Origin of the sequence: Candidatus Ancaeobacter aquaticus (assembly GCA_030765405.1) — a bacterium.
Classification (GTDB): domain Bacteria; phylum Auribacterota; class Ancaeobacteria; order Ancaeobacterales; family Ancaeobacteraceae; genus Ancaeobacter; species Ancaeobacter aquaticus.
In genome coordinates, this window is sequence record JAVCCP010000067.1 from 114,535 (window position 1) to 136,946 (window position 22,412).

A 22,412-nucleotide genomic window follows, 5' to 3' on the forward strand; every position below is an offset into this window, starting at 1 on the left:
GCGCAAAATCTGTAGTGTAGATGGTAGGTTAATTCATATGAAGATAAAAAAGCGTTTAGATCAAGCATTACATGAAAGAGGGCTTGTTGAAAGCAGAGAAAAGGCAAAACGGTTGGTTATTGCAGGAAAGGTCAAAGTAAACGATTGTGTAGTTGATAAGCCATCATATATTATTAGTGAAGATGATGTTTTTGCCGTAAAAGAAAGCGAACCATTTGTCAGTAGAGGAGGGTTTAAACTACAAAAGGCTGTAGAAAAATTCTCTTTATCGGTACACGATAAGATAGCGCTTGATGTGGGGGCCTCTACGGGAGGGTTTACCGATTGCCTTCTAAAGAATGGGGCTCTTAAAGTATATTCAGTAGATGTAGGGAGAGGCCAGCTTGCATGGGTGCTCCGTAATGATGAACGTGTAATAGTGCGTGAAAATATAAATGCAAGATATTTGAGTGAAAAAGATGTTCCTGATAAAGTTGATATAGCAACTATTGATGTATCTTTTATTTCATTAAAAAAAATATTACCTTCTGTAAAAAAATTTCTTAAAACGAATGCTATTGTGATTGCACTTATTAAGCCGCAGTTTGAAGCTGATAGAGCTGATGCTAAAAAAGGTGTTGTGAAGGATCCAGCTGTGCACAAGAAAGTAAATGACTCAATAATTGCATTTGCACAGGATATTGGTTTTGATTTTCAAGGACTAACCGTTTCGCCAATCACAGGGCCTGCGGGAAATATTGAGTTTTTATTATATCTTGGCTTAAAATAGTGTGTAGGAAACGTAATGATACTTTATAATTAAATGATATAAAAAGGTACTTTATGAAACAATTTGGTCTTATTGCCCACAAAACAAAAAAACATTCAATTGATGTTGCCGAAGACATAATGTGTTTTTGTGATCAGCATGGCGTAAAATTGAAAGCTGAGTCATGGATTGCACAAAAATTAAAAAGGCCGGAAATTGGAACATCGTTTGATGCTATTATTAAAAAGACGGATATAGTTCTTGTTCTTGGAGGAGATGGTACAATTCTTTCAACTGCAAAGAAAATGAAGGGTATAAAAACACCGCTTCTCGGGATAAATTTAGGAGGCCTCGGTTTTTTAACGGCAATCCGATATCAAGATGTGAAAGAATCTTTATTGGGCATACTTCAAGGAAAAATTAATATAGAAAAAAGAGTTATGCTCAAGGCCAGTGTTATAAGAAAAGGGCAACCAGTTGAAGTATTTCACGCGGCAAATGATGTTGTCGTAACGAACAGTGCGCTTGCACGAATGATCAATCTTGAAGTATCAATTGATAGTGAATATTTAACAAATTACACGTCTGACGGTCTCATTGTTGCTACACCGACAGGATCAACGGCACATTCTTTGTCTGCTGGAGGCTCAATAGTGTGTCCTGATATTCCGTCAATTCTTGTGACACCAATATGTCCACATTCATTAAGAACTAGACCTCTTATTATCTCAGAGAACAAAATAATATATATTGATATCTGTTCACAATATGATAGCATTTTTTTAACCATAGACGGGCAGGTTGGTGCACAGTTGGAGTACCACGATAATGTAATGATAGAGCGTTCGAAGCAGTGCTTGCATCTTGCGTATTTTACGGATAATACCTATTTTGATATTTTACGTGAGAAACTTAAATGGGGTGGATACTCTAAGTGTAAGAGTACCATTTAAAGGATATAGATGAACAAAAAATCAGTAAAATTGGTGATAGATGTTGAACGATGCAAAGGATGCGGCCTGTGCATTATCGCATGCAATAGAAAAATATTGTCGTTATCGAAAAAAATGAATAAAAAAGGGATACATTATGTCGTATGCAATGATCTTGATAAATGCACGAGTTGTACGATGTGTGCAATAATGTGTCCTGATACCGCGATTGAAGTATTTAAGGAAGAGAAGAATACATAGATTTTAACGAGTAATAGGTTTTACATGAATAAAAAAATATCTCAAGAGAAGAAAAAACTTATGTGTGGAAATGAAGTGTTTGCAGAAGCAGCAGTTCAAGCTGGTTGTAAATACTATTTCGGATACCCGATAACTCCACAGAATGAAATCTCCGCATATTTATCAAAGAGACTTCCCGAAGTCGGGGGAGTATTTTTGCAGGCTGAAAGTGAACTCGCGTCTATTAGTATGGTACATGGAGCTGCTGCTGTAGGAGAACGTGTTTTAACCTCTTCATCGAGTCCTGGAATGAGTCTTATGATGGAGGGTATCTCTTACCTTGCCGGGTCAGAACTTCCCGCAGTTATTGTAAATGTTATGCGTGGCGGACCAGGACTAGGAAATATTGGTCCTGCACAATCAGATTATTTTCAGGCAGTTAAGGGCGGAGGGCATGGAGATTATCGATGTATCGTCTTGGCGCCACATACGGTACAGGAGGTAGCTCATCTGACGTTTCATGCATTTGATTTAGCGGACATATACCGTATGCCGGTGATTCTTCTTGCCGACGGTGTTTTAGGGCAGATGATGGAACCGGTGAGCATAGAAAAAGAAAAGAAGAACACTCTGCCTGATAAGACATGGTCTCTGACAGGATGTAAAAATAGAAACCCCAATGTAGTTAAGTCTCTCTATCTAGGGGAGAAAGTGTTATATAACCATAATTGTAAATTACAAGACCGATATAAGAAAATAGAAGGCAGTGAAGTGATGTGCCAGACTTATAATGTCAGCGATGCACACTTGATATTAGTAGCCTATGGTATTTCTGCACGATTATGTAAATCTGCAATGAATGACTTAAGAAAAAAAGGTTTAAAAGTTGGACTTATTAGACCCATTACTTTATGGCCATTTCCATACGCATTATGCGAAAAGTATGCAGGAAAAAATAAAGTATTTCTTACCGTTGAAATGAGTTTTGGGCAAATGATAGAGGATGTTCGCTTGGGAGTAAACGGTAAGAGTGAAGTATGTTTTTATGGTCGCGGTGGCGGGGATATGTTGACTAAGCAAGAGATAGTAAAGGAAATTACACAACTCTATAAAAAGAAATTTCATTCATAAATAGTGTGTTTGGGGAGTATTTCTTGAAAAAGGTATTTGGAAGAACTAAAAGTTTAAAAGATGCTCACACTCACTATTGTGGCGGTTGTGGTCATGGTATTGCGCATCGAATTCTCTGTGAAGTAATAGATGAACTTAATATCAGAGAAAAAACAATTGGCATTGCGCCTGTTGGGTGTGCAGTTTTGGGATATGATTACTGGAATTTTGATGTGTGTGAAGCTGCACATGGAAGAACACCGGCTGTTGCAACGGGCATAAAAAGAGCTCGACCTGATTCTATAGTGTTTAGTTATCAGGGAGATGGAGACCTTGCTGCTATTGGTACTGCAGAAATAGTTCACGCGGCGAATCGTGGAGAGAATATAACGGTTATCTTTGTCAATAATACGGTATATGGGATGACCGGCGGACAGATGGCTCCAACGACACTCGTTAATCAAACGACATTGACCACTCCCCAAGGAAGATCATACGAAGAATATGGGGCGCCACTTAAAATTTGTGAGCTTTTATCGCAGTTATCCGGAGTTGCTTATGCCATACGTGTTTCTCTTCACGCGCCAACAGAGATAATAAAAGCAAAAAAAGCAATTCAAAAAGCATTTCAAACACAAATTGATAAGCAGGGTTTTTCAATCGTTGAGATTGTTTCGCAGTGTCCAACATATTGGGGTCTTGACCCCATACGATCAATTGATTATGTGAAAGACGTATTGCTTCCATATTTTTCATTAGGTGTATACAAAGACAAAACAAAATAGATGTGCACGATTACGATTCGAGGAAAAGTAATATGATTCGAAAAATTATCATATCAGGATCTGGTGGGCAGGGTATACTTCTTGCGGGAAAAGTTCTTGCTGATGCGGCTATAAAAGAAGGCAAGGAAGTAACATATATGCCTTCATACGGAGCGGAAGTAAGAGGTGGTACCGCGAATGTTAATGTTATTATATCCGATGAGGAAATCGCATCGCCAGTGGTTTTAGTGCCAGATACGGTACTTGTCTTTAATGCTCCATCAAAAGACAAGTTTGAAGGGCTTGTGAAAACGGGCGGTCTTATGGTAGTGAACGATTCAATTGTTACGAAAAAAGAAAAACGTACAGATATAGATTACCTTTTTATTAGTGCAACTGACATTGCCCAAACTCATGGGTCTATAAAATCAGCGAACATGGTCATGTTAGGTGCCTACTCTGGAAAGACAAATGTCATTTCAATTAAATCTCTTATTGCATCGTTTAATGAAATGTTTGGCCATAAGAAAGAAGAATTGAGAAAGATTAATGAAATAGCAATTCGTGAAGGATGGACAAGAGGAAATGGGTAATATTAGAACGAGATTTGCACCGAGTCCCACCGGATATTTGCATATCGGGGGGGTACGTACCGCGCTATTTAACTGGTTATATGCACGACACAATAACGGTACATACGTTTTAAGGATTGAAGATACGGATCGTGCCAGATCAAGTGAAGAGGCAGTAACTACTATTTTAGAAAGTCTTCAGTGGCTAGGACTTGATTGGGATGAAGGTCCTTTTTTTCAGTCTGAACGTCTTCCTATATACTCTCGGTATGCTGAACAATTATTGAAAGAAGAAAAAGCATATTATTCAGAGACGGATGAGCAAGGTAGACGCGCACTCATATTTAGAATACCTCACGAGACAGTTGTCTTAAAAGATCTTATATATGGGAACATAGAATTTGATAATGCGCTTATAAAAGATCTTGTCATTATAAAATCTGATGGCATGCCGACCTACAATTTTGCCTGCACGATTGACGATGCTCTCATGAATATAACACATATCATTCGCGGAGATGATCATATTTCCAATACTCCCAAACAAATACCTCTTTATGAAGCGCTTGGTTTTGATTTGCCACACTATGCTCATGTCCCAATGATTTTGGGGGAAGATAAAGCGCGCTTATCAAAACGTCATGGAGCGACATCTGTTACCTATTATAAAGATGAAGGCTATCTGCGAGAAGCATTGAATAACTATTTGCTGCTTTTAGGGTGGTCACCAGGGGATGATCGCGAGATATTTTCTGGTGAAGAAATGATAAGAGAGTTTACCTTAGATAAAGTGAGTAAAAAAAGCGCGGTGTTTTCAATTGATAAGCTTTCGTGGATGAATGGCATGTATATTCGCAAAGAGGATAGGCAGATTCTATATGATAGGGTACATACGTATTTAATAGCAAAGGGCGCGATTACCGATAAATACGATAAAAATACATTAAACACGATAATAGATTTATTTAAAGATCGTGTGAAAGTTATCAATGATTTTTTTGATATGGGTGATTTCTTCTTTGTGGGTAAAATTGATTATTCAGAAGAACTCTGCAGTAAATTTATTATGAAAGATGGTATAATTAACGCATTAGAAATTGTACGTGACAGAATTAATGAACTATCAAACTTTGACGAAAATTCGATTGAAGAATTATGTCGGACAATTAATGAAGAATGCGGATTAAAGACTAAACATTTTTTTCAATCAATTCGAATAGCATTAACAGGTAAAACAGTGAGCCCAGGTTTATTTGAAACAATGGTGGTATTAGGGAAGGACACGGTTTTACAAAGGTTGGAGAATCTACTTAATGTATGTAATGAATCTTGCAAATAGAATAACCATTCTAAGAATTATCTTGATTCCGGTATTCATCGGACTGATACTCAAATTTAGGCAGATGCCGAGTGGTACGGGTGAAGCATATTGGATGCTTGCGGTAAGTGTATTTTTTTTGGCTGTTGTTTCTGATGCAGTTGATGGATATATTGCCCGTGCATATAAACAACAAACAAAGTTAGGCACCTATTTAGATCCTATTGCAGACAAATTTTTGCTTGTCAGCACAGTTATTGTTTTCAGTATTCCATCAGAGCACTTTGTGACGTTGCCGCTCTGGATTATTACCTCAGTTATTAGTCGTGATATAATAATTGTGATGGGATCACTGATTATATATCTAATGACAGGGACTTTGAGGGTAGAGCCGAGTTTTCTTGGTAAAATGACAACTTTTTTTCAAATGACTATGATTATATGGATACTCTTTATGTTTCCTCATCCTGAATATATCTGGAGGTTTGCAGGAGGATTTACAATAGTTTCAGGGTTGGGATACATTTATTCGGGGAGTAAGCAGTTTAATGGAAGTCAATCACACAATAACGAACATGCGAAGTGATAGAGTTTTTTTATATCTGAAAGGTAAACAGTGAGACTAAAAGCTCGAGCGAAAAGTGAAAGCGGAGGAACAGGGAAGCTTCAGAGCAAAAGAGATATTTATAAATTTATCAAGTTTGTAATAGGTATCATACTTATTCCTGCATGTATTGGCGCTACGATAGCATTTTATAAACTGTTTTTTATCAGGGGAGACCTCGTAAAAAATCAATATTGGTTTATTGTTGGATTTGTTGTGTATGTCATCATCTATAGCATATTGCAGAATCCTATCAAAACATATGTATATGGCCATGAATTATCTCATGTATTATGGACGTGGTTATTTAAAGGTAAAGTAAAAGACTTTTCTGCAACAGTTGATGGCGGCAGTGTAACAGTAACAAAATCAAATTTTTTAATTGCACTTGCACCGTATTTCTTTTCGTTTTATACATTTCTTGCAGTATTGGTGTATCTTGTAATTATTTCTTTCTGGCGAATAGGACACCTAGGTAATGATATATTTCACTTTATATTGGGATTTAGCTGGGCATTTCATTTTGTTCTGACAATATATGTCATTCTTAAGGAGCAGGATGATATAAAAGAGAATGGCGCCCTATTCTCTATTTTCTTTATCTATCTCGCAAACATTGCATTTCTTGGTTTCTTATTTGTCTATTTATCAGAGGTTGTTACGTTAGAGGAGTTTATAGCGGGAATGACTAAACAGATAAAGAATCAATATTTGTATATCTTTAAGCTTGGCAGGGTATAAACACCGTATTATTCCACAAAAAAAGTCCCCGTAAATGCCGTCTCTGGGAAGTCTTGTGAGTCGATCGGTTAACGTGGATCCTTGTCAAATTATTAAATATCTAATAATCCGAACACCAGTCTCCCATAAAAATTTGTTGGCTCACTAACACTAACCAAAATAACGAACACAACAGGGACATATCTTTCCTTTCAGCTTACATCTACAGTATAGTGGATGTACTGAAATTTGTCAATAGTAAATAGGAAAAATCTGTAATGGGTCAGTAACGAGGGGGACTAAGAGAGAAAGAATTAATACCATTTGAAATGTCTCAGTAATTGAAGGTGGATACATATCTCCATGTTTGATATTGTAATAGTTATATAGTTATGAGAACATAAATATGTACTGTACATATTTATATAGGAGGTTTTATGAAGACTTATAGGCAAGAATTGTATTTTACTACTAAGAAACGGTATGAATTTCTTAATATTACATCTCATGTTGAGGAGGCATTGGCAAAGAGTGACGTAAAAGAAGGGCTCTGCTTGGTTAACGCAATGCACATCACCGCAAGTGTATTTATTAACGATAATGAAAGAGGTCTCCATAACGATTTTATGTCATGGCTTGAAAAACTTGCTCCCTATGGTGTTGATAAATATCAGCATCATGGTACCGGTGAAGATAATGGCGATGCGCATTTAAAACGTACGATAATGGGCAGAGAAGTGGTTGTTGCAATAACGAACGGAAGGCTCGACTTTGGCCCATGGGAACAGATTTTTTATGGTGAGTTTGACGGTATGAGAAAAAAAAGAGTTTTAATTAAGATAATAGGAGAGTGATTTCAGCTATAAGCTGTAAGTTGTAAGCTGTAAGAAAAAACAATAAAACACTAAAACCAAGAATCTAACACCGTGAAACAGCTTTAAGCTGTAAGCTATATGCTGTAAGAAAATATAAAACCAAGAGCGTAAATAAAATGCTATCAAAAGACATAGTAAAACAACTTAAGAACATTGTTGGAAAAGACAATCTTTGTGATTCAATGGCTGATCGCATTTGCTATTCATACGATGCATCGAAGCAGAATTTCCTTCCTGATATCGTTGTTAAGCCCCAATCAACTCGTGAAGTATCAGATATCATGAAGGTTGCATACAGTGAGGAGCTTCCCGTGTATACAAGGGGAGCAGCTTCGGGTCTTACGGGGGGATCAGTCCCTCTTGAAGGCGGTATTGTACTTGATATGATGCGCATGAACAAGATATTGGAGTTAGATACAGATAATCTTATTGCGCGTGTTGAACCCGGTGTTGTGGTAAGTGACCTTCAAAATGTTGTAGCACAAGAAGGGTTATTTTATCCCCCTGATCCGGCAAGCAATGAATTTTCAACCATTGGAGGAAACGTTGCTGAGTGTGCCGGAGGTCTCAGATGCCTAAAATATGGTGTTACCAGAGATTATGTTTTGGGGATGGAAGTTGTTCTGGCAAACGGAGACATAGTTAATTTTGGCGTTAAAACACTTAAGGGTGTAACAGGATATGATATAGTACGTTTACTTGTCGGCTCAGAAGGGACTCTCGGAGTATTTACACAAATAATCATTCGACTTATTCCTATCCCCGAAAGCGTAAAAACGTGTGTAGCGTTTTATGATGATATTATGAATGCCGCCCAGTCTGTTACCTCGATTATAAAAAATAAAATTGTCCCGAGAACACTTGAATTTATGGATAAAAGAACAATTGAATGTGTTGAGAAATATAAAGAAACGAACATATCTGAAGGAAAAGCACAGGCATTACTGCTTATAGAAGTTGATGGCGTTACTTCAACTATCGAAAAAGAAATAGGCCAGATTCAAGAAGAATGTAAAAAACATGGTGCCTACAAAGTTCAGATAGCTCAAGATGATCAGGAGCGTGAATTGCTGTGGTCATTAAGAAAATCTGTCTCTCCGGCACTGTACCAGTTCAGCTCCGGAAAAATTAATGAGGATATATGTGTTCCGCGCAGTGCTATCCCCAAAATGCTGGAGTCTATAGAAAAAATATCAAAAGCATATTCTGTAATTATAGTGAGTTTTGGTCATGCGGGAGATGGTAATATTCATTTGAATGTTATGGTAGATTTTGATGATGAAGACCAATTGAGGAGAGGTGAGGCTGCTGTTGAAGAGATATTTAAACGAACTATTGAGCTTGAAGGGACGCTTTCAGGCGAACATGGTATTGGTAATACCAAGGCACAATTTTTACACCTTGAACTAGGACAAGAAGAAATTACTATCATGATGAAAATAAAAGAGTTGTTTGATCCTAAAGGTATACTTAATCCGGGCAAGATATTTGACCCCTCAAAACAAAGGGTGTATAGAAAGTAACACATATCGAGATAATGTATGCATGTGTGTGATAATATGAAGTTATGAGTAAAAAGAAAGATTTAAAAAAACAGTATAAGGCTCTATGGGAAACGGAAGTATCTAAATGCTCTAAATGCGGTAAATGCCGTTCTTTTTGTCCGGTTTTTATGCAAACACGAGATGAGAAGTTAGGCACTCGTGGTCGAATTAGTCTCGCAGGCGCATTAATTTCTAACCAGATTGACCTTTCTCCGGAAGTACTCAAAAGCATGTCCACCTGTATGCGATGTTTGAGATGTTCTAGTGAATGTCCATCAAAAGTTGATTTTGATAAGCTTATAAGGGGTGTTCGCGGAATGCTTGGCAAAGAAGTCCCTTGCTATAAAGTAAAGAAACATACTATAGGGTTTGTTTTAAAAAACAGGTGGGTTCTTGATCTGATGATGCGTATAGGGTATTTTCTGCAAAAAGCGAGACCTAATGCTTCTATACAGTGGATAAAAAAAATACCGTTCTTTTATCGTGGTTTGGCAACTTCTCCTGTTATATCAAAAAGATCAGCTTTGCAATTATATGCCGGAAAGCACACGGTGAAAAATCCGCGATACCGTGTGATGTTATTTGTTGGGTGTGTCGTAAATTATCTTTATCCTGAGGTAATACGCGCAACGATAGATGTTCTTAATCACTATGGTGTAGATGTTCTTATATCAAAAAATGAATTGTGTTGTGGCATCCCAGCGATTTCGGATGGCGACGAGGAAACAGCAACGTATCTAGCAAAGAACAATATATCAGCAATCAAGGATGATACTGTTGATTATATTGTTTCAACATGTGGAACCTGTACAGGTACATTTGTACGAGACTATGAAGAATTAGCAGGTGATAACGCTAAAGAATATGCTCGCCGGTGCGTTGATATTACATATTTCTTGTCAGATATATTGCATGTTGAAGTACCTAAAATTAACTTGAAAACAACGTATCATGATCCTTGTCATTTAAAGTATGGTTTGAATATTAGCTCTCAACCAAGAGATCTGTTGAAAATGTCATCGGAGTACTGTGAAATGGAAAATGCAGATAAATGCTGTGGAATGGCAGGAACTTTTGGTATAATGAACGCTGCTGTATCAAAAGATATATTTAAGGAGAAGGCTGATGCAGTGCAAAAATCGAAAGCTGAGGTTGTTGTTACTGCCTGCCCGAGTTGTGTAATGCAATTGAAAGGGCAGTTAGCTGATTACGGGATTAATTGTGAAGTGATACATATAATACAACTTTTACAAAGGAGCATTGAACAAGATGGAAACAAATCGAATTCCTAAGAATACATGGAGACAAAAAATTAAAAGAACTCTTACCAGTATATTGCCGGTAGACGATAATCGTGTCGGAGAATGTAAAAGATGCGGGTCGTGCTGTTCTTTACCTAATGAATGCCCGTTTCTTCGTTTTGAAGATGAAAAGAACAGGATAAATTCTTATTGCGCTATTTACCCGATTAGACCGCTTAACTGCAGAAAATATCCGAGAGTACATAATGAGCAGGTTCTTCAGGTATGTGGATATACGTTTAATAATAATTAGAGATTAGTCGTATTCTTGTTTCTCAACCCCGTAGCAGGTGAGATGAGTGAAACATCTTTATCGAAACTGTTTATTGATTTTTGCGTTTAGCAGTACACTCGTATATTCTCAATTTCTTCAAGCTGATACCAGTGATATACAATCAGAAAAGAAAATAAAAAAAATGAATGTATACGCGCGTTACCATCGTGAGTCAAATCATACATATGAAAATTTGAGAGACGGAAATCCCTTTCGTCGTGGAACACCGCCAGGAACACAAAAACTCTATGCCGGGGAAAAGCATATTCCCTTAAACATTGATAGCGACCTCGGGAATGTGCGATTTGAGGATACAGTCAAAAAACGGCAACCAGTTAGCGAATTTTCTACCAGCGGTATATCGTTCAATGATTTATCGGCACTTCTTTTCTATTCAGATGGACCAACCAAGGTTTTTCAGTATCAACGCGGTACATTTGTGTTACGTGCAGCACCTTCTGCGGGAGCGCTATATCCACTTGAACTCTATGTAATAGTAAATAATGTAGCAGGTTTGACCGGAGGGCTGTATCACTATAATGTAAAGGATAATAGTGTTGCACTAATTAAAGAAGCTGACATGAGAAAAGTGTGTGCTGAAATCTGCAATGATCCCACACTCGAAAATGCTGATATCGTGTGTGTTGTAACGAATGTTTTTTCAAGGGCAACATACAAATATGGGCTGAGAGGATATCGGTACAGTTATTTAGATGCGGGGCATGTTGAGGCGAATATGTGTTTGACTGCAGAATCGTTAGGGTTAGGATCAAAGGGTATAGGGGTATTTGATGATAACAAACTTATTGAGCTTCTTGAGATTGACGGTGATATAGAATCACCAGCCTTTGCATGTGCTATTGGTAACGTGCAAAAATGGGGTAAAGCTCCTACAAAATTGACAAAAAGTATAAAAAGGGCAAAAAGCGAAGAGGTCGATTCTGAATATAATGAAGGCACAAAGGAACAATTGGGTTGTGCTCTGGACGAATCAATTAGAGACTCTGCACCTGCTTTTGTGCTAAACCTTTCACAGGACAGTGTTTTAGAAAAGGCAAGACAGAAAGGATTTGAGGTTGTTAAAATTGACTCTCCACAAAGTATGAAGGGAACAAGGCTTGATGAAATAATTTATTATCGTCGTTCAAATCGTGACTATTGGGACCAGGCAATACCAGCTGATCTTCTATCATATATTCTTACGTATTCAGCAGGATTTTTAAAAAGAACAGGATATGTATATCCGTCTCTTTCAAATAATTATCCTATAGATATATATGTTGGGATACATAATGTAAAAGGTATTAAACCGGGAATATATTACTATTCACCGCAGTATAGCCGGCTTGAAGTTATAAGACAGGGTGATTATAGAAAACAATGTGCTGATGCAAGTCTCGGGCAGCGTTTTGTAGGAGATGCTAATTTTATTGTGATGATGGCTATACACTTTGATCGTGCAGTATCTTTTTATGGTGATAGAGGATACAGAAATGCGTTAATTGATGCGGGTTGTATTGGAGAGCATGTGTATTTGAGTGCAGAATCAATGGGTTTAGGTGCGTGCGGTGTCGGCGCTTATTTGGATAAGCCGATTAATGATATTGTAAAAATTGACGGGGTACATGAGTCGGTTGTGTATTTTGTTACGGTAGGTAGACTTCAAAGATAATCTGATAAAATTATGAAGAATATAAAGTATTACATTGGAATAGAGGGTGGTGGAACAAAAACAAGCGGTATTGTTGTTGATAATGCTTTAAAAAAGATTGTAGTTTGTAGTGCTGGCCCTTCAAACTACCATTCAGTAGGAATCGAACAAGCACGTGTTAATATTCAAACGGTACTTACCGGATTAATAAATAAGGCAGGTCTAAAACAATCTCATATTACCCGTATTTCATTGTGTCTTGCCGGTGTAAGCAGAAAAAAAGATTTCGAAAACATCGTACATATTACAAGAAGTACTGGATATGCTCAAAAAATCGTTGTAACAAGCGATATGGTATCTGGATTAATTGGCGGCACGGGCAGCCCTCACGGGATTGTTGTTATCTCAGGGACCGGATCAAATATATTTGGTATTAATAAAAAAGGTGTGCAGTTTAATGTCGGGGGATGGGGGCATTTGCTTGATGATGAAGGGAGCGGTTACCATATCGGACTGAGTGCGTTAAGAGCGGTTGTAAAAGCAAAAGATTATCGAATGATGTCTACTGTTCTTACTGAAAGCGTATCAAAGAGTATCGGTCTTACAACATTTGATGAGATTGTTGATTGGGCAAGTAATGCACCCAAAGATGCTATTTCGTCACTTGCTCCAAACGTCTTTGATTGTGCCCGTGATGGTGATAGAGTCTCCCAATACATTATTTCTCATGCGGCACATTCCTTAATTGAATCAGTAAAAATTACGATTGATAGACTAAAGATGGTAAATGAACGGTTTTCAGTAGTTTTAGCCGGAGGTATATTTAAAAAAGAATTGCAATTTTTTAACCGTGTAAAAAATGGGATAAAACAGTATGGTAGAAATGTCGAGGTGATACGACCAAAACATGATGGTGTTTATGGCGCTGCACTTATTGCGAAACAATTTTATAAAGATTTTGACTTATTACAAAAGAAACAAAAGAACACTACTTCTCCTTCTACTGCGAAAAAAAAGACAAGTGAATTAGTTCAATCGATGATACATGAAGATAAGAAAGTTGCCGGAGCCGTTGAACAGCAGAAAGAATCGATTGTTCAGGCAATAGATATAATTACCTCTGCATATAAACGCGGGGGAAGATTGTTTTACGTTGGTGCTGGAACAAGTGGGAGGCTGGGCGTTTTAGATGCATCGGAATGTCCTCCAACGTTTGGCGTTTGTTCTGATAGAGTTGTCGGGATTATTGCTGGTGGCGATACGGCGCTAAGGTATTCGGTAGAAGGTGCTGAGGATAATGCCGAAGAGGGTGCTCGTGATTTAAAAGATCATGGGGTTTTATCTAAAGACGTTGTGGTGGGCATTGCTGCAAGTGGTAATACGCCATATGTATTGGGTGCGCTGCGGTACGCAAAGAAGATGAAAGCGCATACAATAGGGGTTTCGTGTAAGAGTGACGTGCAGTTTAAAAAAATATGCCCCGTGACTATAGCAGTATCACTTGGAGAAGAACTGGTGCGCGGATCAAGTAGGTTGAAGGCGGGGACAGCGACGAAGATGATTCTGAATATGTTTTCAACAATAACGATGATTCGTGTTGGTAAAGTATATAATGACTTAATGATCAATGTGCAGCCGACGAATAAAAAACTTGTTTTACGGGCACAGAATATTGTTTCAGAAGTGACAGGATGCACGCTCCAACAAGCCCAGAGACTATTAAAGAAATCACAAGGCAATGTAGAGCTTGCAATAGTAATGAAACATAAAAATGTCGGATATAAAGCCGCAAAAGCGCTTATGGCGACACAAGGTGTAACGATTGACAAAGTACTCTGTTTGGAGTAATAGGGATTACTAGGTATATATGGATATACGTAAAAAAATTGGTGAGATGTTTATCGTAGGCTTTGATGGTCTTTCAGTAACAAAAAGGCTGGAAAAGCTTATAACTGAACACCATATTGGTGGTGTGATACTTTTTGCAAGGAACATAAAAAATATAGGTCAAGTCACGCGTTTTTGTTATAAGCTTCAGGGGATAAGGAAAACAGTGAGTGATACACCTCTTTTTATTGCAATTGATCATGAAGGCGGTGTTGTTCAAAGAATTATTGATGGGGTAACTGTTCTGCCGGGTAATATGGCAATTGGCAGTATCAATAGCGGTGACTGTGCGTATGCGGCGGGAAGAATAGCAGCATTAGAACTTATGCTTCTTGGCATTAATGTTAATTTTGCTCCAGTCTTGGATGTGTGCTCTAATCCTGATAATCCACTTACTGGTGTACGTTCTTTTGGAGACGATGCAGATAAAGTAAGTGTGTTCGGGAAAGAGATGATAATTGCGATGCAAAAATACGGTGTAGTGTCATGTGCAAAACATTTTCCGGGAATTGGTGATGTCCCTGTTGATTCACATATTGATCTACCGCGTAACAATGTGTCTGGCGATTGGTTGAAAAAACATGCTTTAAAACCATTTATTGCCGCAATAAAAGCGCACGTGAAAATGATTATGCCGGCACATTGCATGTATCCTGAGCTTACCGAAAATAAGATTTTACCTGCAACGTTATCTGCAAATATTTTAACAAAGCTTCTCCGAAATGAACTCGGGTACAAAGGACTTATTGTTACCGATGATATGGAGATGGGCGCTATTGAAAAATATTATGATCTTGATGAAAGTATCCCTAAAGCAGTTGATGCGGGTAACGATATAATACTTATGTGTCATACCCTTGGTAAGCAAAAAAAGGCATTAAAGATACTTATTCAGAATGTTTTGAAAGGAAAGATATCCCATGAGAGGATAGAGAAAAGTTATGAGAGAATTAATACCGCTAAAAAAGATCTTATTACCGCGCAACCCAGATTTAATGTTGTGCGAGATGCGATACAGGTGCATCATATGATTGCTGAGCGAATAGGACGAGATTCGATAACTATTGTAAAAAACGATATGCATATCCTCCCATTATTTCTTGAACAGCATGAGAAACTTTTGATAATTGCTCCGAAATATGAGGCCTTAACACAAGTAGAAGAATTTAATGGTGAAGATGATGTTTTAATTGAGATGATAAAAATACGGCATAATGATTCATGTTTACACCGTATTGAATTGTCTCCAACGGTTAATGATAAAAAGATATTTGATGATCTTGAAGAGTACCACCGTATAATTATGCTTACCTACAACGCGCATTTGAATGAGGCACAAGCAGATTTTGTCGGTAAATTGTGTGAAAAAAGGAATGATACGGTAATTGTCGCGATAAGAAATCCATTTGATCTCGCATGTGTTAAAGGCGCGCAGACGACTGTTGCGACATATGGATTCAGAAGCTGTTCTATCAAGGGGCTTGTAGAAGTGTTATTTGGTGAGATTGAAGCAAAAGGCATTATGCCTGTCGAGCTCGATATATCTCAGAAGAGAGAGAAGAACAAACAAAATGTAAAAGGTAAAAAATAATGTACGGTATAAGAAAACTACTACTTGTGGGATTATGTATTTGCGTGATGATGTGTTACGGTTGCACAAAAAAAGATGACGGTAAAATACACATTACCTATCAAACTATTGAGACGTTGCCTAAGCAGAGAAAACTTCTTAAAAAGCTTATAGCAGAATTCGAGAGACAGTATCCCGTGATAAAAGTCCATGTTCAGATATCACCGACAGGATTCAGGAAATTACATACGCAGTTTGCGGCAAACAATGCCCCGGATGTTTTTTATTATGTTTCAGACAGGTTATATGGTTTGGTACACAAAAAGAAGATTCTTTCTCTTAATCAGTTTGCTAAGATTGACAATTCGGTCAATTTCGATACGTATTTTCCTGAAACAGTTGAAGCATCTACGATAGATGGATTGCTTTACCTCATGCCATACCATTTCAGTACTGATATATTGTTTTATAATAAAGATATGTTTGATATGCATTCGATCCCTTACCCAACAAGCGATTGGTCGTGGGATACATTTATGGATGTTGCCCAAAAACTTACTAAAAAACAAAAAGATGTAACGATTGAATACGGTACATTACAGCCACGGCCAACGCTTGTGATTCGATCGTTTGGAGGGAAATTCTTTAATCATGATCTTACAGACTGTATTGTAGATACGGAACAAACAAAAGAGGCCTTAGAGTTTTTAAAAGAGTTGCGAAATAGTGGTGTTGTCCCATCTCAAGCGCAAATTAGAGATGTTGAGATGATGGATGGGGTATCACTTTTTTCAACAGGCAAAATTGGGATGCTTGTGGGGAGAACATATATGCTTGTTGAGTTTGGTAGTATAGACACATTTGATTGGGATGTTACCTATGTTCCAAAAGGCAAAGAACGCTTTTCACGGCTTGCTGTTGGCGGTAACTGCATTAACTCATCATCCCAGCATCCTGAAGAGGCATGGAAGCTTGTTAAATTTTTATCTAGTGATGCCGCAATGCAACTTGCCGCAGAGTCAAGAAATTGTGTGCCGGCTATAAAATCTGTTGCATATTCAAAAGAATTCATGCATTATCCACCTAAAGACGTGTCAATTTTTGTTGATTCAATTAATTCTTCTGAAACAGAAAATCCCGGGTTAGCGAACTGGTTTGAGTATGTAGATAAGGTTATTGGGCCTGACGTTGAAAAAGTGATATATGACCAGCTTACGATACAGGAAGCAGTGAGTGATATATCAAAACGAGGAAACGATATCCTGAAAAAGGACGAAACAATACATTAATACATAACTAAGGGGGCAGAAATGAAAGATAAAGTTGAAAAAGCACTTAAAACAATAAGACCCGCATTACAAGCAGATGGCGGAAACATTGAACTTGTTGATGTTGATGAAGCAAGTGGCGTTGTAAAAGTAAAACTTACCGGTGCATGTTCAGGATGCCCTATGGCACAAATGACATTAAAAGAAGGTGTTGAAAAAGCAGTAAAGAATGAAGTACCTGAAGTAACATCTGTTGAGTCTGTATCGTAGTGAGACTGTAATAGTCATATGCTGAAAGGCATGTGAATGTTACAAAGTCGAACTATCCCCCATTCTTTATGATTTTGGAGGATTTATCCGAGAAAATCTAGGGGGGATCACATATATTGCGGGCTATCATTATATGGTAATGGTAGCCCCTTTTTTTTTACTTCCTCCCCGACTACGGTCAAAGGCTTCTTGACCGCTTTACGTTTCTTGGAAACTAACCCGCCATCAAAAAGCGCACAGATAATTGAATTTTTCCAGTATTATCTTCTCCTCATGAAACACGAACCCCAAAAACTTGATATGAACGCAATTATTGAATCGGCTGAAAAAGCCCGATTATCCCTCTAAGGTCACTTCGCGTCTAATTCTACAAAATAGAACCATTGAAAATGCTTTACTAAGTCCTTGACCCGTATTAGAATACATAGTCCTATGGGTACAGTTATAGTTGCAGTCTTTTTAAGTTATATTGTTGGATCAATACCGTTTGGATTTCTAATAGCCAAATACGTCAAAGGTGTTGATATACGCACTGTTGGAAGTAAGAATATTGGTGCTACTAACGTGATGAGGACTTTAGGGAAAGGGCCGGGGATTACTACTTTGGTTCTCGATATGCTGAAAGGGTTTGTAGTCGTAACCCTTTTACCCTTTTTGTTTTATAGCGATTCATTGGGGATGAGTTACACATTGTTTCAGTTACTGTGTGTTATTGGCGTAATATGTGGCCATACGTGGACATTATTCTTAGGTTTTAAAGGGGGCAAAGGAGTTGCAACAAGTACGGGTGCTTTATTTGGCATAGCTCCACTTGTGGTGCTCTTTTCATCAATTGTCTGGATAGTGTGTGCTAAAATATCACGCTATGTGTCACTAAGTTCGATGGTTGCAGCAGTTGCTTTTGTTGTCGGGACTTTTGTTTTTGGTGAGCCTGTTGAGCTTAAGATATTTAGTGTTTTTATTGCACTTATAATAATTATTCGACACAGATCAAATATTCAGAGACTGAGAGTTGGTACGGAAAATAAGATTGGCCAAAAAGGTGGGGTTGAGAAATAAACACGTTAGGTGATACTATGAAGATAGCGGTTATTGGTGATGGCGGGTGGGGAACTACCCTAGGAGTACATTTAGCGAAAAAAGGTAATGAAGTTACTATTTGGGGGCCATTTCCAGAATATATAGCCCTTTTAAATCAAACTCATGTGAACAGTAAATTTTTGCCGGGAATAGATATTCCTGAGACTGTGATTTTTGGTGCTGATCTGATACAAATGGTAAGTGATTCGGAAGTGGTCATTGTAGCGGTCCCTTCACATTATGTGAGATCTGTTGTGTCTCAACTCAAGGATATAGATTGCACAAAACAGTTATTTATTACTGTTTCGAAGGGTATTGAAAATGATACCTTAAAAAGAATGAGTGAGATAGTATCTGAAGAGGTATCTCCCTTGCGTTTAGCTGCTCTTTCCGGGCCGAGCCATGCCGAAGAAGTGGCGCGAGGAATACCAACAAGTGTGACCATTGCATCAAAAAATGAGGATGATGCGCGAGGCGCGCAGGAACTCTTTAATTCAAATACGTTTCGTGTCTATACCAATACAGACATTGTTGGTGTCGAGCTTGGCGGGGCATTAAAAAATGTTGTTGCTATTGCTGCAGGTATCAGTGACGGCTTGGGTTTTGGAGATAATGCTAAGGCGGCACTCATGACACGCGGTATAGCAGAAATGATGCGTTTAGGTGTTGCGCTAGGCGGTCAGGCAAAGACTTTTTCCGGTTTGAGCGGTATAGGCGATCTTATTACTACTTGTATGAGCAGGCACAGTCGTAACAGAGCGTTTGGCGAGATGATCGGCAAGGGAATGAGTGTTGATGAAGCGCTCAATACTACAGAAATGGTTGTTGAAGGATATCGGACAACAAAATCTGTCCAGCAGATATGTACTTCTTCTGGTGTGGAGATGCCAATTAGTCAACAGGTATACAATGTGTTGTATGAGAAAAAGAAGCCGTTGAAAGCAGTAGAAGAGCTTATGATGAGGAATCTTAAAGCAGAACATTAAAAAAGCTATAAGATTCAAGCTGCAAGCTATAAGCGAAAAACTAAAACACAAAATTAATTATTAATTATATTTTTTGTCGGTATATAATTTTGATGCTAAAAGTATATTTGCTGTGATACAATCTCTAGTTCGATATTTACTGTAAAGGTTTTTCGGAGCGTAGCGCAGCCTGGATAGCGCACACCCTTGGGGTGGGTGAGGTCGGTGGTTCAAATCCACTCGCTCCGACCATTAGTACGTATCTCGCAACTCGTGATTCGTATGGTATATATTAGGTATAACTGATAGATTATTATTTATATTTGGAGAATCGTATTATGAAAGCTATACAAATCGGCATTATAGGTTTTGGAACGATCGGAACGGGAGTAGTGAAGAATCTTAAAAAGAATGCTTCACTATTATCTGAGCGTCTTGGTGCTCAGATCAAAATTAAGGGTATCGCGGACATTGATATAAAGAAGAAACGAAGTGTCTCTGTCCCTCAATCGCTTTTAACGAAAGATGCTCATAAACTTTTAAATGATCCCGATATAGATATTATTGTTGAGCTGGTTGGCGGTTACGAGCCTGCTAAATCATTTATTTTAAAGGCATTAAAAAATGGTAAGCATATAGTAACGGCAAACAAAGCGCTTTTAGCTGTTCACGGTAAAGAATTAGCTGCAGCAGCTGAAAAGGCCGGAAGATCGATATTCTATGAAGCGAGTGTTGCCGGTGGTATTCCTATTATTAAGGCATTAAGAGAAGGATTTGTCGGAAATAACATAAGCTCAATATTTGGTATCGTTAATGGTACGGCAAACTATATTCTTACCAAAATGACTAAAGATGGAAGTGAGTTTTCAGAAACGCTCAAAGAGGCACAAGAAAAAGGATATGCTGAAAGCGATCCAACGTTTGATGTTGAGGGAGATGATTCTGCGCACAAACTAGCAATTCTCGCACGGCTTGCAAGCGGGTACTGGATAGATTATAAGGATATTTATATTGAAGGTATTAGTGAAATTACTGAAAAGGATATTGAGTATGCGGGAGAATTAGGTTGTGTTATTAAGCTTCTTGCCATCATGAAAGAAAAAGATAATAAGATAGAGGCACGCGTACATCCGACCCTTATTGCAAAAGATAATCTCTTGTCCACTATAAACGGGGTGTATAACGCGGTATGCGTTGAAGGTGATGTAGTTGGTAAGACGATGTTTTATGGTAAAGGTGCTGGTGAGGACCCAACGGCAAGTGCGGTGATTAGTGATATTGTCGATATTGCCCGCAATATACTAAATAATGCGCCTGCAAGAATACCATCATTTACGACGGTTAAAAAAATTAAAGGCGTAAAGAAAATCGATGAGTTTGAATCACGTGCATATCTGCGTGTATCAGCGCTGGACAGACCAAGTGTGTTGGCAAAGATTGCCGGGGTTTTGGGTAAATACGAGATAAGCATATCTTCGGTGATGCAAAAAGAACGTAATGTTAAAGGCGGGACAGTTCCTGTTTTGATGCTGACACATAAAGCAAAAGAAAGAAACCTGAAAAACGCATTAAAAGAACTTGATCGGCTATCAGTTATTAAGAGCAAAACAATAATGATACGTATGGAAGATTAATATATAAGGGGTTCTCCATGGCAGCAAGCGGAATAATAGATCGATACAGAGAATATTTACCGGTATCAGACAAAACGCCGGTCATTTCATTACATGAGGGTGATACACCGCTTATACGCGGCGAGCATTCTGCAGAATATCTCAGTAGTAATATAGAGATATTTTTTAAGTATGAGGGACTTAATCCCACGGGTTCTTTTAAGGATAGAGGCATGACAATGGCTATCTCTAAGGCTGTTGAAGAGGGTTCAAAGGCTGTGATGTGCGCATCAACAGGTAATACCTCGGCATCAGCCGCAGCTTACAGTGCACGTGCAGGGTTAGAGTGTATTGTTCTTCTTCCAAAAGGTGCTATTGCAATGGGTAAACTTGCTCAAGCACTTGTACATGGGGCTAATGTGATAGCAGTTGAAGGAAATTTTGATGATGCCCTGCGCATAGTGAGAGAGATTACTGATAAATATCCTATAACGTTAGTGAATTCACTAAATCCATATCGTATTGAAGGACAAAAAAGCGCTGCATTTGAAATATGTGATGAGTTTAACGGGGAAGTGCCTGATTATCATGCTATTCCTGTTGGTAATGCAGGTAATATTACTGCGTATTGGAAAGGATTTAAGGAGTATCACAAAAATAATAAAATAAAAAAACTGCCAAAGATGATTGGTTTTCAAGCGGCAGGTTCCGCGCCGATTGTGGAGAATAGAGTTATTGAAGATCCTCAGACAATTGCGACCGCGATTAAGATAGGAAATCCTGCAAGCTGGCAACAAGCCGTGGACGCTATGAACGAGTCAAGCGGTCTTATTGACAAGGTGACAGATGATGAGATACTTGAAGCGTACAAAATACTTGCTTCACGTGAAGGAATCTTTGTTGAACCCGCATCAGCTGCATCACTTGCCGGAGTCATAAAAAAGGATAAAAGCGGTTATTTTGGAGATAAAAAAGTAAGGATAACGTGCACGGTAACAGGACATGGTCTCAAAGATCCAGATACTGCGCTTAAGTCTGTTTCCGATCCGGTTGTTGTAAAAGCTGATAGTAGTGAAGTTTTGAAAGTTATTGGTTTATAAACGTTG

22 protein-coding genes and 1 tRNA gene are annotated in these 22,412 nt (G+C 38.2%); all 23 read left to right on the forward strand.

The window, feature by feature from the left end; translation table 11 throughout:
- Positions 1-37: 37 nt before the first annotated feature.
- Positions 38-769, forward strand: a complete 732-nt coding sequence (locus P9M13_09090; GenBank protein MDP8263435.1) for a TlyA family RNA methyltransferase — start codon at positions 38-40, stop codon at positions 767-769.
- 53 nt (positions 770-822) lie between these two features.
- Positions 823-1,701, forward strand: coding sequence for an NAD(+)/NADH kinase (locus tag P9M13_09095; protein MDP8263436.1), 879 nt, complete (start codon positions 823-825; stop codon positions 1,699-1,701).
- A gap of 9 nt (positions 1,702-1,710) precedes the next feature.
- A complete protein-coding gene (locus tag P9M13_09100; GenBank protein ID MDP8263437.1) occupies positions 1,711-1,941 on the forward strand; it encodes a 4Fe-4S dicluster domain-containing protein in 231 nt (76 codons plus the stop codon).
- A gap of 24 nt (positions 1,942-1,965) precedes the next feature.
- Entirely contained in the window at positions 1,966-3,051 is a 1,086-nt protein-coding gene (locus tag P9M13_09105) for a 3-methyl-2-oxobutanoate dehydrogenase subunit VorB (GenBank protein ID MDP8263438.1), read from the forward strand.
- Positions 3,052-3,074: 23 nt separating this feature from the next.
- Complete coding sequence (locus tag P9M13_09110) at positions 3,075-3,815, forward strand: thiamine pyrophosphate-dependent enzyme (protein MDP8263439.1); 741 nt, start codon at positions 3,075-3,077, stop codon at positions 3,813-3,815.
- A 32-nt stretch (positions 3,816-3,847) separates the two neighbouring features.
- The gene (locus tag P9M13_09115) at positions 3,848-4,387 is read left to right on the forward strand and encodes a 2-oxoacid:acceptor oxidoreductase family protein (protein ID MDP8263440.1); all 540 of its coding nucleotides are present in this window, start codon (positions 3,848-3,850) and stop codon (positions 4,385-4,387) included.
- Positions 4,380-5,705, forward strand: a complete 1,326-nt coding sequence (gene gltX, locus P9M13_09120) for a glutamate--tRNA ligase (protein ID MDP8263441.1) — start codon at positions 4,380-4,382, stop codon at positions 5,703-5,705. Before P9M13_09115 ends, gltX begins: the two co-directional genes overlap by 8 nt.
- Positions 5,680-6,270, forward strand: coding sequence for a CDP-alcohol phosphatidyltransferase family protein (locus P9M13_09125; protein MDP8263442.1), 591 nt, complete (start codon positions 5,680-5,682; stop codon positions 6,268-6,270). The genes gltX and P9M13_09125 overlap by 26 nt, the downstream gene beginning before the upstream one ends.
- A 30-nt stretch (positions 6,271-6,300) precedes the next feature.
- Positions 6,301-7,029, forward strand: coding sequence for a hypothetical protein (locus P9M13_09130; GenBank protein ID MDP8263443.1), 729 nt, complete (start codon positions 6,301-6,303; stop codon positions 7,027-7,029).
- Positions 7,030-7,445: 416 nt separating this feature from the next.
- Positions 7,446-7,862: a secondary thiamine-phosphate synthase enzyme YjbQ gene (locus P9M13_09135; GenBank protein MDP8263444.1), complete on the forward strand. Its 417-nt coding sequence runs from the start codon at positions 7,446-7,448 to the stop codon at positions 7,860-7,862.
- Positions 7,863-7,999: 137 nt separating this feature from the next.
- Entirely contained in the window at positions 8,000-9,406 is a 1,407-nt protein-coding gene (locus tag P9M13_09140; protein ID MDP8263445.1) for an FAD-linked oxidase C-terminal domain-containing protein, read from the forward strand.
- Between the two features lie 44 nt (positions 9,407-9,450).
- A complete protein-coding gene (locus P9M13_09145; protein ID MDP8263446.1) occupies positions 9,451-10,719 on the forward strand; it encodes a (Fe-S)-binding protein in 1,269 nt (422 codons plus the stop codon).
- Positions 10,697-10,981 carry a hypothetical protein gene (locus P9M13_09150; protein MDP8263447.1) on the forward strand — a complete coding sequence of 95 codons (285 nt, stop codon included), beginning with the start codon at positions 10,697-10,699 and terminating at the stop codon, positions 10,979-10,981. Before P9M13_09145 ends, P9M13_09150 begins: the two co-directional genes overlap by 23 nt.
- Positions 10,982-11,027: 46 nt before the next feature.
- Positions 11,028-12,674, forward strand: coding sequence for a SagB/ThcOx family dehydrogenase (locus P9M13_09155; GenBank protein MDP8263448.1), 1,647 nt, complete (start codon positions 11,028-11,030; stop codon positions 12,672-12,674).
- Between the two features lie 12 nt (positions 12,675-12,686).
- Positions 12,687-14,501 (forward strand): N-acetylmuramic acid 6-phosphate etherase, encoded by a 1,815-nt coding sequence (murQ, locus tag P9M13_09160; GenBank protein MDP8263449.1) that lies wholly within the window; start codon positions 12,687-12,689, stop codon positions 14,499-14,501.
- Between the two features lie 19 nt (positions 14,502-14,520).
- Positions 14,521-16,131, forward strand: coding sequence for a beta-N-acetylhexosaminidase (gene nagZ, locus P9M13_09165; protein ID MDP8263450.1), 1,611 nt, complete (start codon positions 14,521-14,523; stop codon positions 16,129-16,131).
- Complete coding sequence (locus P9M13_09170) at positions 16,131-17,399, forward strand: sugar ABC transporter substrate-binding protein (GenBank protein ID MDP8263451.1); 1,269 nt, start codon at positions 16,131-16,133, stop codon at positions 17,397-17,399. The genes nagZ and P9M13_09170 overlap by 1 nt, the downstream gene beginning before the upstream one ends.
- Positions 17,400-17,420: 21 nt before the next feature.
- The gene (locus tag P9M13_09175) at positions 17,421-17,648 is read left to right on the forward strand and encodes a NifU family protein (protein ID MDP8263452.1); all 228 of its coding nucleotides are present in this window, start codon (positions 17,421-17,423) and stop codon (positions 17,646-17,648) included.
- Positions 17,649-18,080: 432 nt separating this feature from the next.
- Positions 18,081-18,707, forward strand: a complete 627-nt coding sequence (gene plsY, locus P9M13_09180; protein MDP8263453.1) for a glycerol-3-phosphate 1-O-acyltransferase PlsY — start codon at positions 18,081-18,083, stop codon at positions 18,705-18,707.
- A 17-nt stretch (positions 18,708-18,724) separates the two neighbouring features.
- Positions 18,725-19,714, forward strand: a complete 990-nt coding sequence (locus P9M13_09185; GenBank protein MDP8263454.1) for an NAD(P)H-dependent glycerol-3-phosphate dehydrogenase — start codon at positions 18,725-18,727, stop codon at positions 19,712-19,714.
- Between the two features lie 153 nt (positions 19,715-19,867).
- Positions 19,868-19,945: transfer RNA gene (locus P9M13_09190), tRNA-Pro, on the forward strand.
- 86 nt (positions 19,946-20,031) lie between these two features.
- On the forward strand, positions 20,032-21,327 hold the full coding sequence (locus tag P9M13_09195) for a homoserine dehydrogenase (protein ID MDP8263455.1): 1,296 nt from the start codon (positions 20,032-20,034) through the stop codon (positions 21,325-21,327).
- Positions 21,328-21,344: 17 nt separating this feature from the next.
- Positions 21,345-22,406, forward strand: coding sequence for a threonine synthase (gene thrC / locus P9M13_09200; protein MDP8263456.1), 1,062 nt, complete (start codon positions 21,345-21,347; stop codon positions 22,404-22,406).
- Positions 22,407-22,412 lie beyond the last annotated feature (6 nt).

Bases quoted from the DNA above. Each gene is read 5' to 3' on its own strand.
- P9M13_09090 (MDP8263435.1), top strand. From the start codon at position 38: ATGAAGATAAAAAAGCGTTTAGATCAAGCATTACATGAAAGAGGGCTT.
- P9M13_09095 (MDP8263436.1), top strand. From the start codon at position 823: ATGAAACAATTTGGTCTTATTGCCCACAAAACAAAAAAACATTCAATT.
- P9M13_09100 (MDP8263437.1), top strand. From the start codon at position 1,711: ATGAACAAAAAATCAGTAAAATTGGTGATAGATGTTGAACGATGCAAA.
- P9M13_09105 (MDP8263438.1), top strand. From the start codon at position 1,966: ATGAATAAAAAAATATCTCAAGAGAAGAAAAAACTTATGTGTGGAAAT.
- P9M13_09115 (MDP8263440.1), top strand. From the start codon at position 3,848: ATGATTCGAAAAATTATCATATCAGGATCTGGTGGGCAGGGTATACTT.
- gltX (MDP8263441.1), top strand. From the start codon at position 4,380: ATGGGTAATATTAGAACGAGATTTGCACCGAGTCCCACCGGATATTTG.
- P9M13_09125 (MDP8263442.1), top strand. From the start codon at position 5,680: ATGTATGTAATGAATCTTGCAAATAGAATAACCATTCTAAGAATTATC.
- P9M13_09135 (MDP8263444.1), top strand. From the start codon at position 7,446: ATGAAGACTTATAGGCAAGAATTGTATTTTACTACTAAGAAACGGTAT.
- P9M13_09140 (MDP8263445.1), top strand. From the start codon at position 8,000: ATGCTATCAAAAGACATAGTAAAACAACTTAAGAACATTGTTGGAAAA.
- P9M13_09145 (MDP8263446.1), top strand. From the start codon at position 9,451: ATGAGTAAAAAGAAAGATTTAAAAAAACAGTATAAGGCTCTATGGGAA.
- P9M13_09150 (MDP8263447.1), top strand. From the start codon at position 10,697: ATGGAAACAAATCGAATTCCTAAGAATACATGGAGACAAAAAATTAAA.
- murQ (MDP8263449.1), top strand. From the start codon at position 12,687: ATGAAGAATATAAAGTATTACATTGGAATAGAGGGTGGTGGAACAAAA.
- nagZ (MDP8263450.1), top strand. From the start codon at position 14,521: ATGGATATACGTAAAAAAATTGGTGAGATGTTTATCGTAGGCTTTGAT.
- P9M13_09170 (MDP8263451.1), top strand. From the start codon at position 16,131: ATGTACGGTATAAGAAAACTACTACTTGTGGGATTATGTATTTGCGTG.
- P9M13_09175 (MDP8263452.1), top strand. From the start codon at position 17,421: ATGAAAGATAAAGTTGAAAAAGCACTTAAAACAATAAGACCCGCATTA.
- plsY (MDP8263453.1), top strand. From the start codon at position 18,081: ATGGGTACAGTTATAGTTGCAGTCTTTTTAAGTTATATTGTTGGATCA.
- P9M13_09185 (MDP8263454.1), top strand. From the start codon at position 18,725: ATGAAGATAGCGGTTATTGGTGATGGCGGGTGGGGAACTACCCTAGGA.
- P9M13_09195 (MDP8263455.1), top strand. From the start codon at position 20,032: ATGAAAGCTATACAAATCGGCATTATAGGTTTTGGAACGATCGGAACG.
- thrC (MDP8263456.1), top strand. From the start codon at position 21,345: ATGGCAGCAAGCGGAATAATAGATCGATACAGAGAATATTTACCGGTA.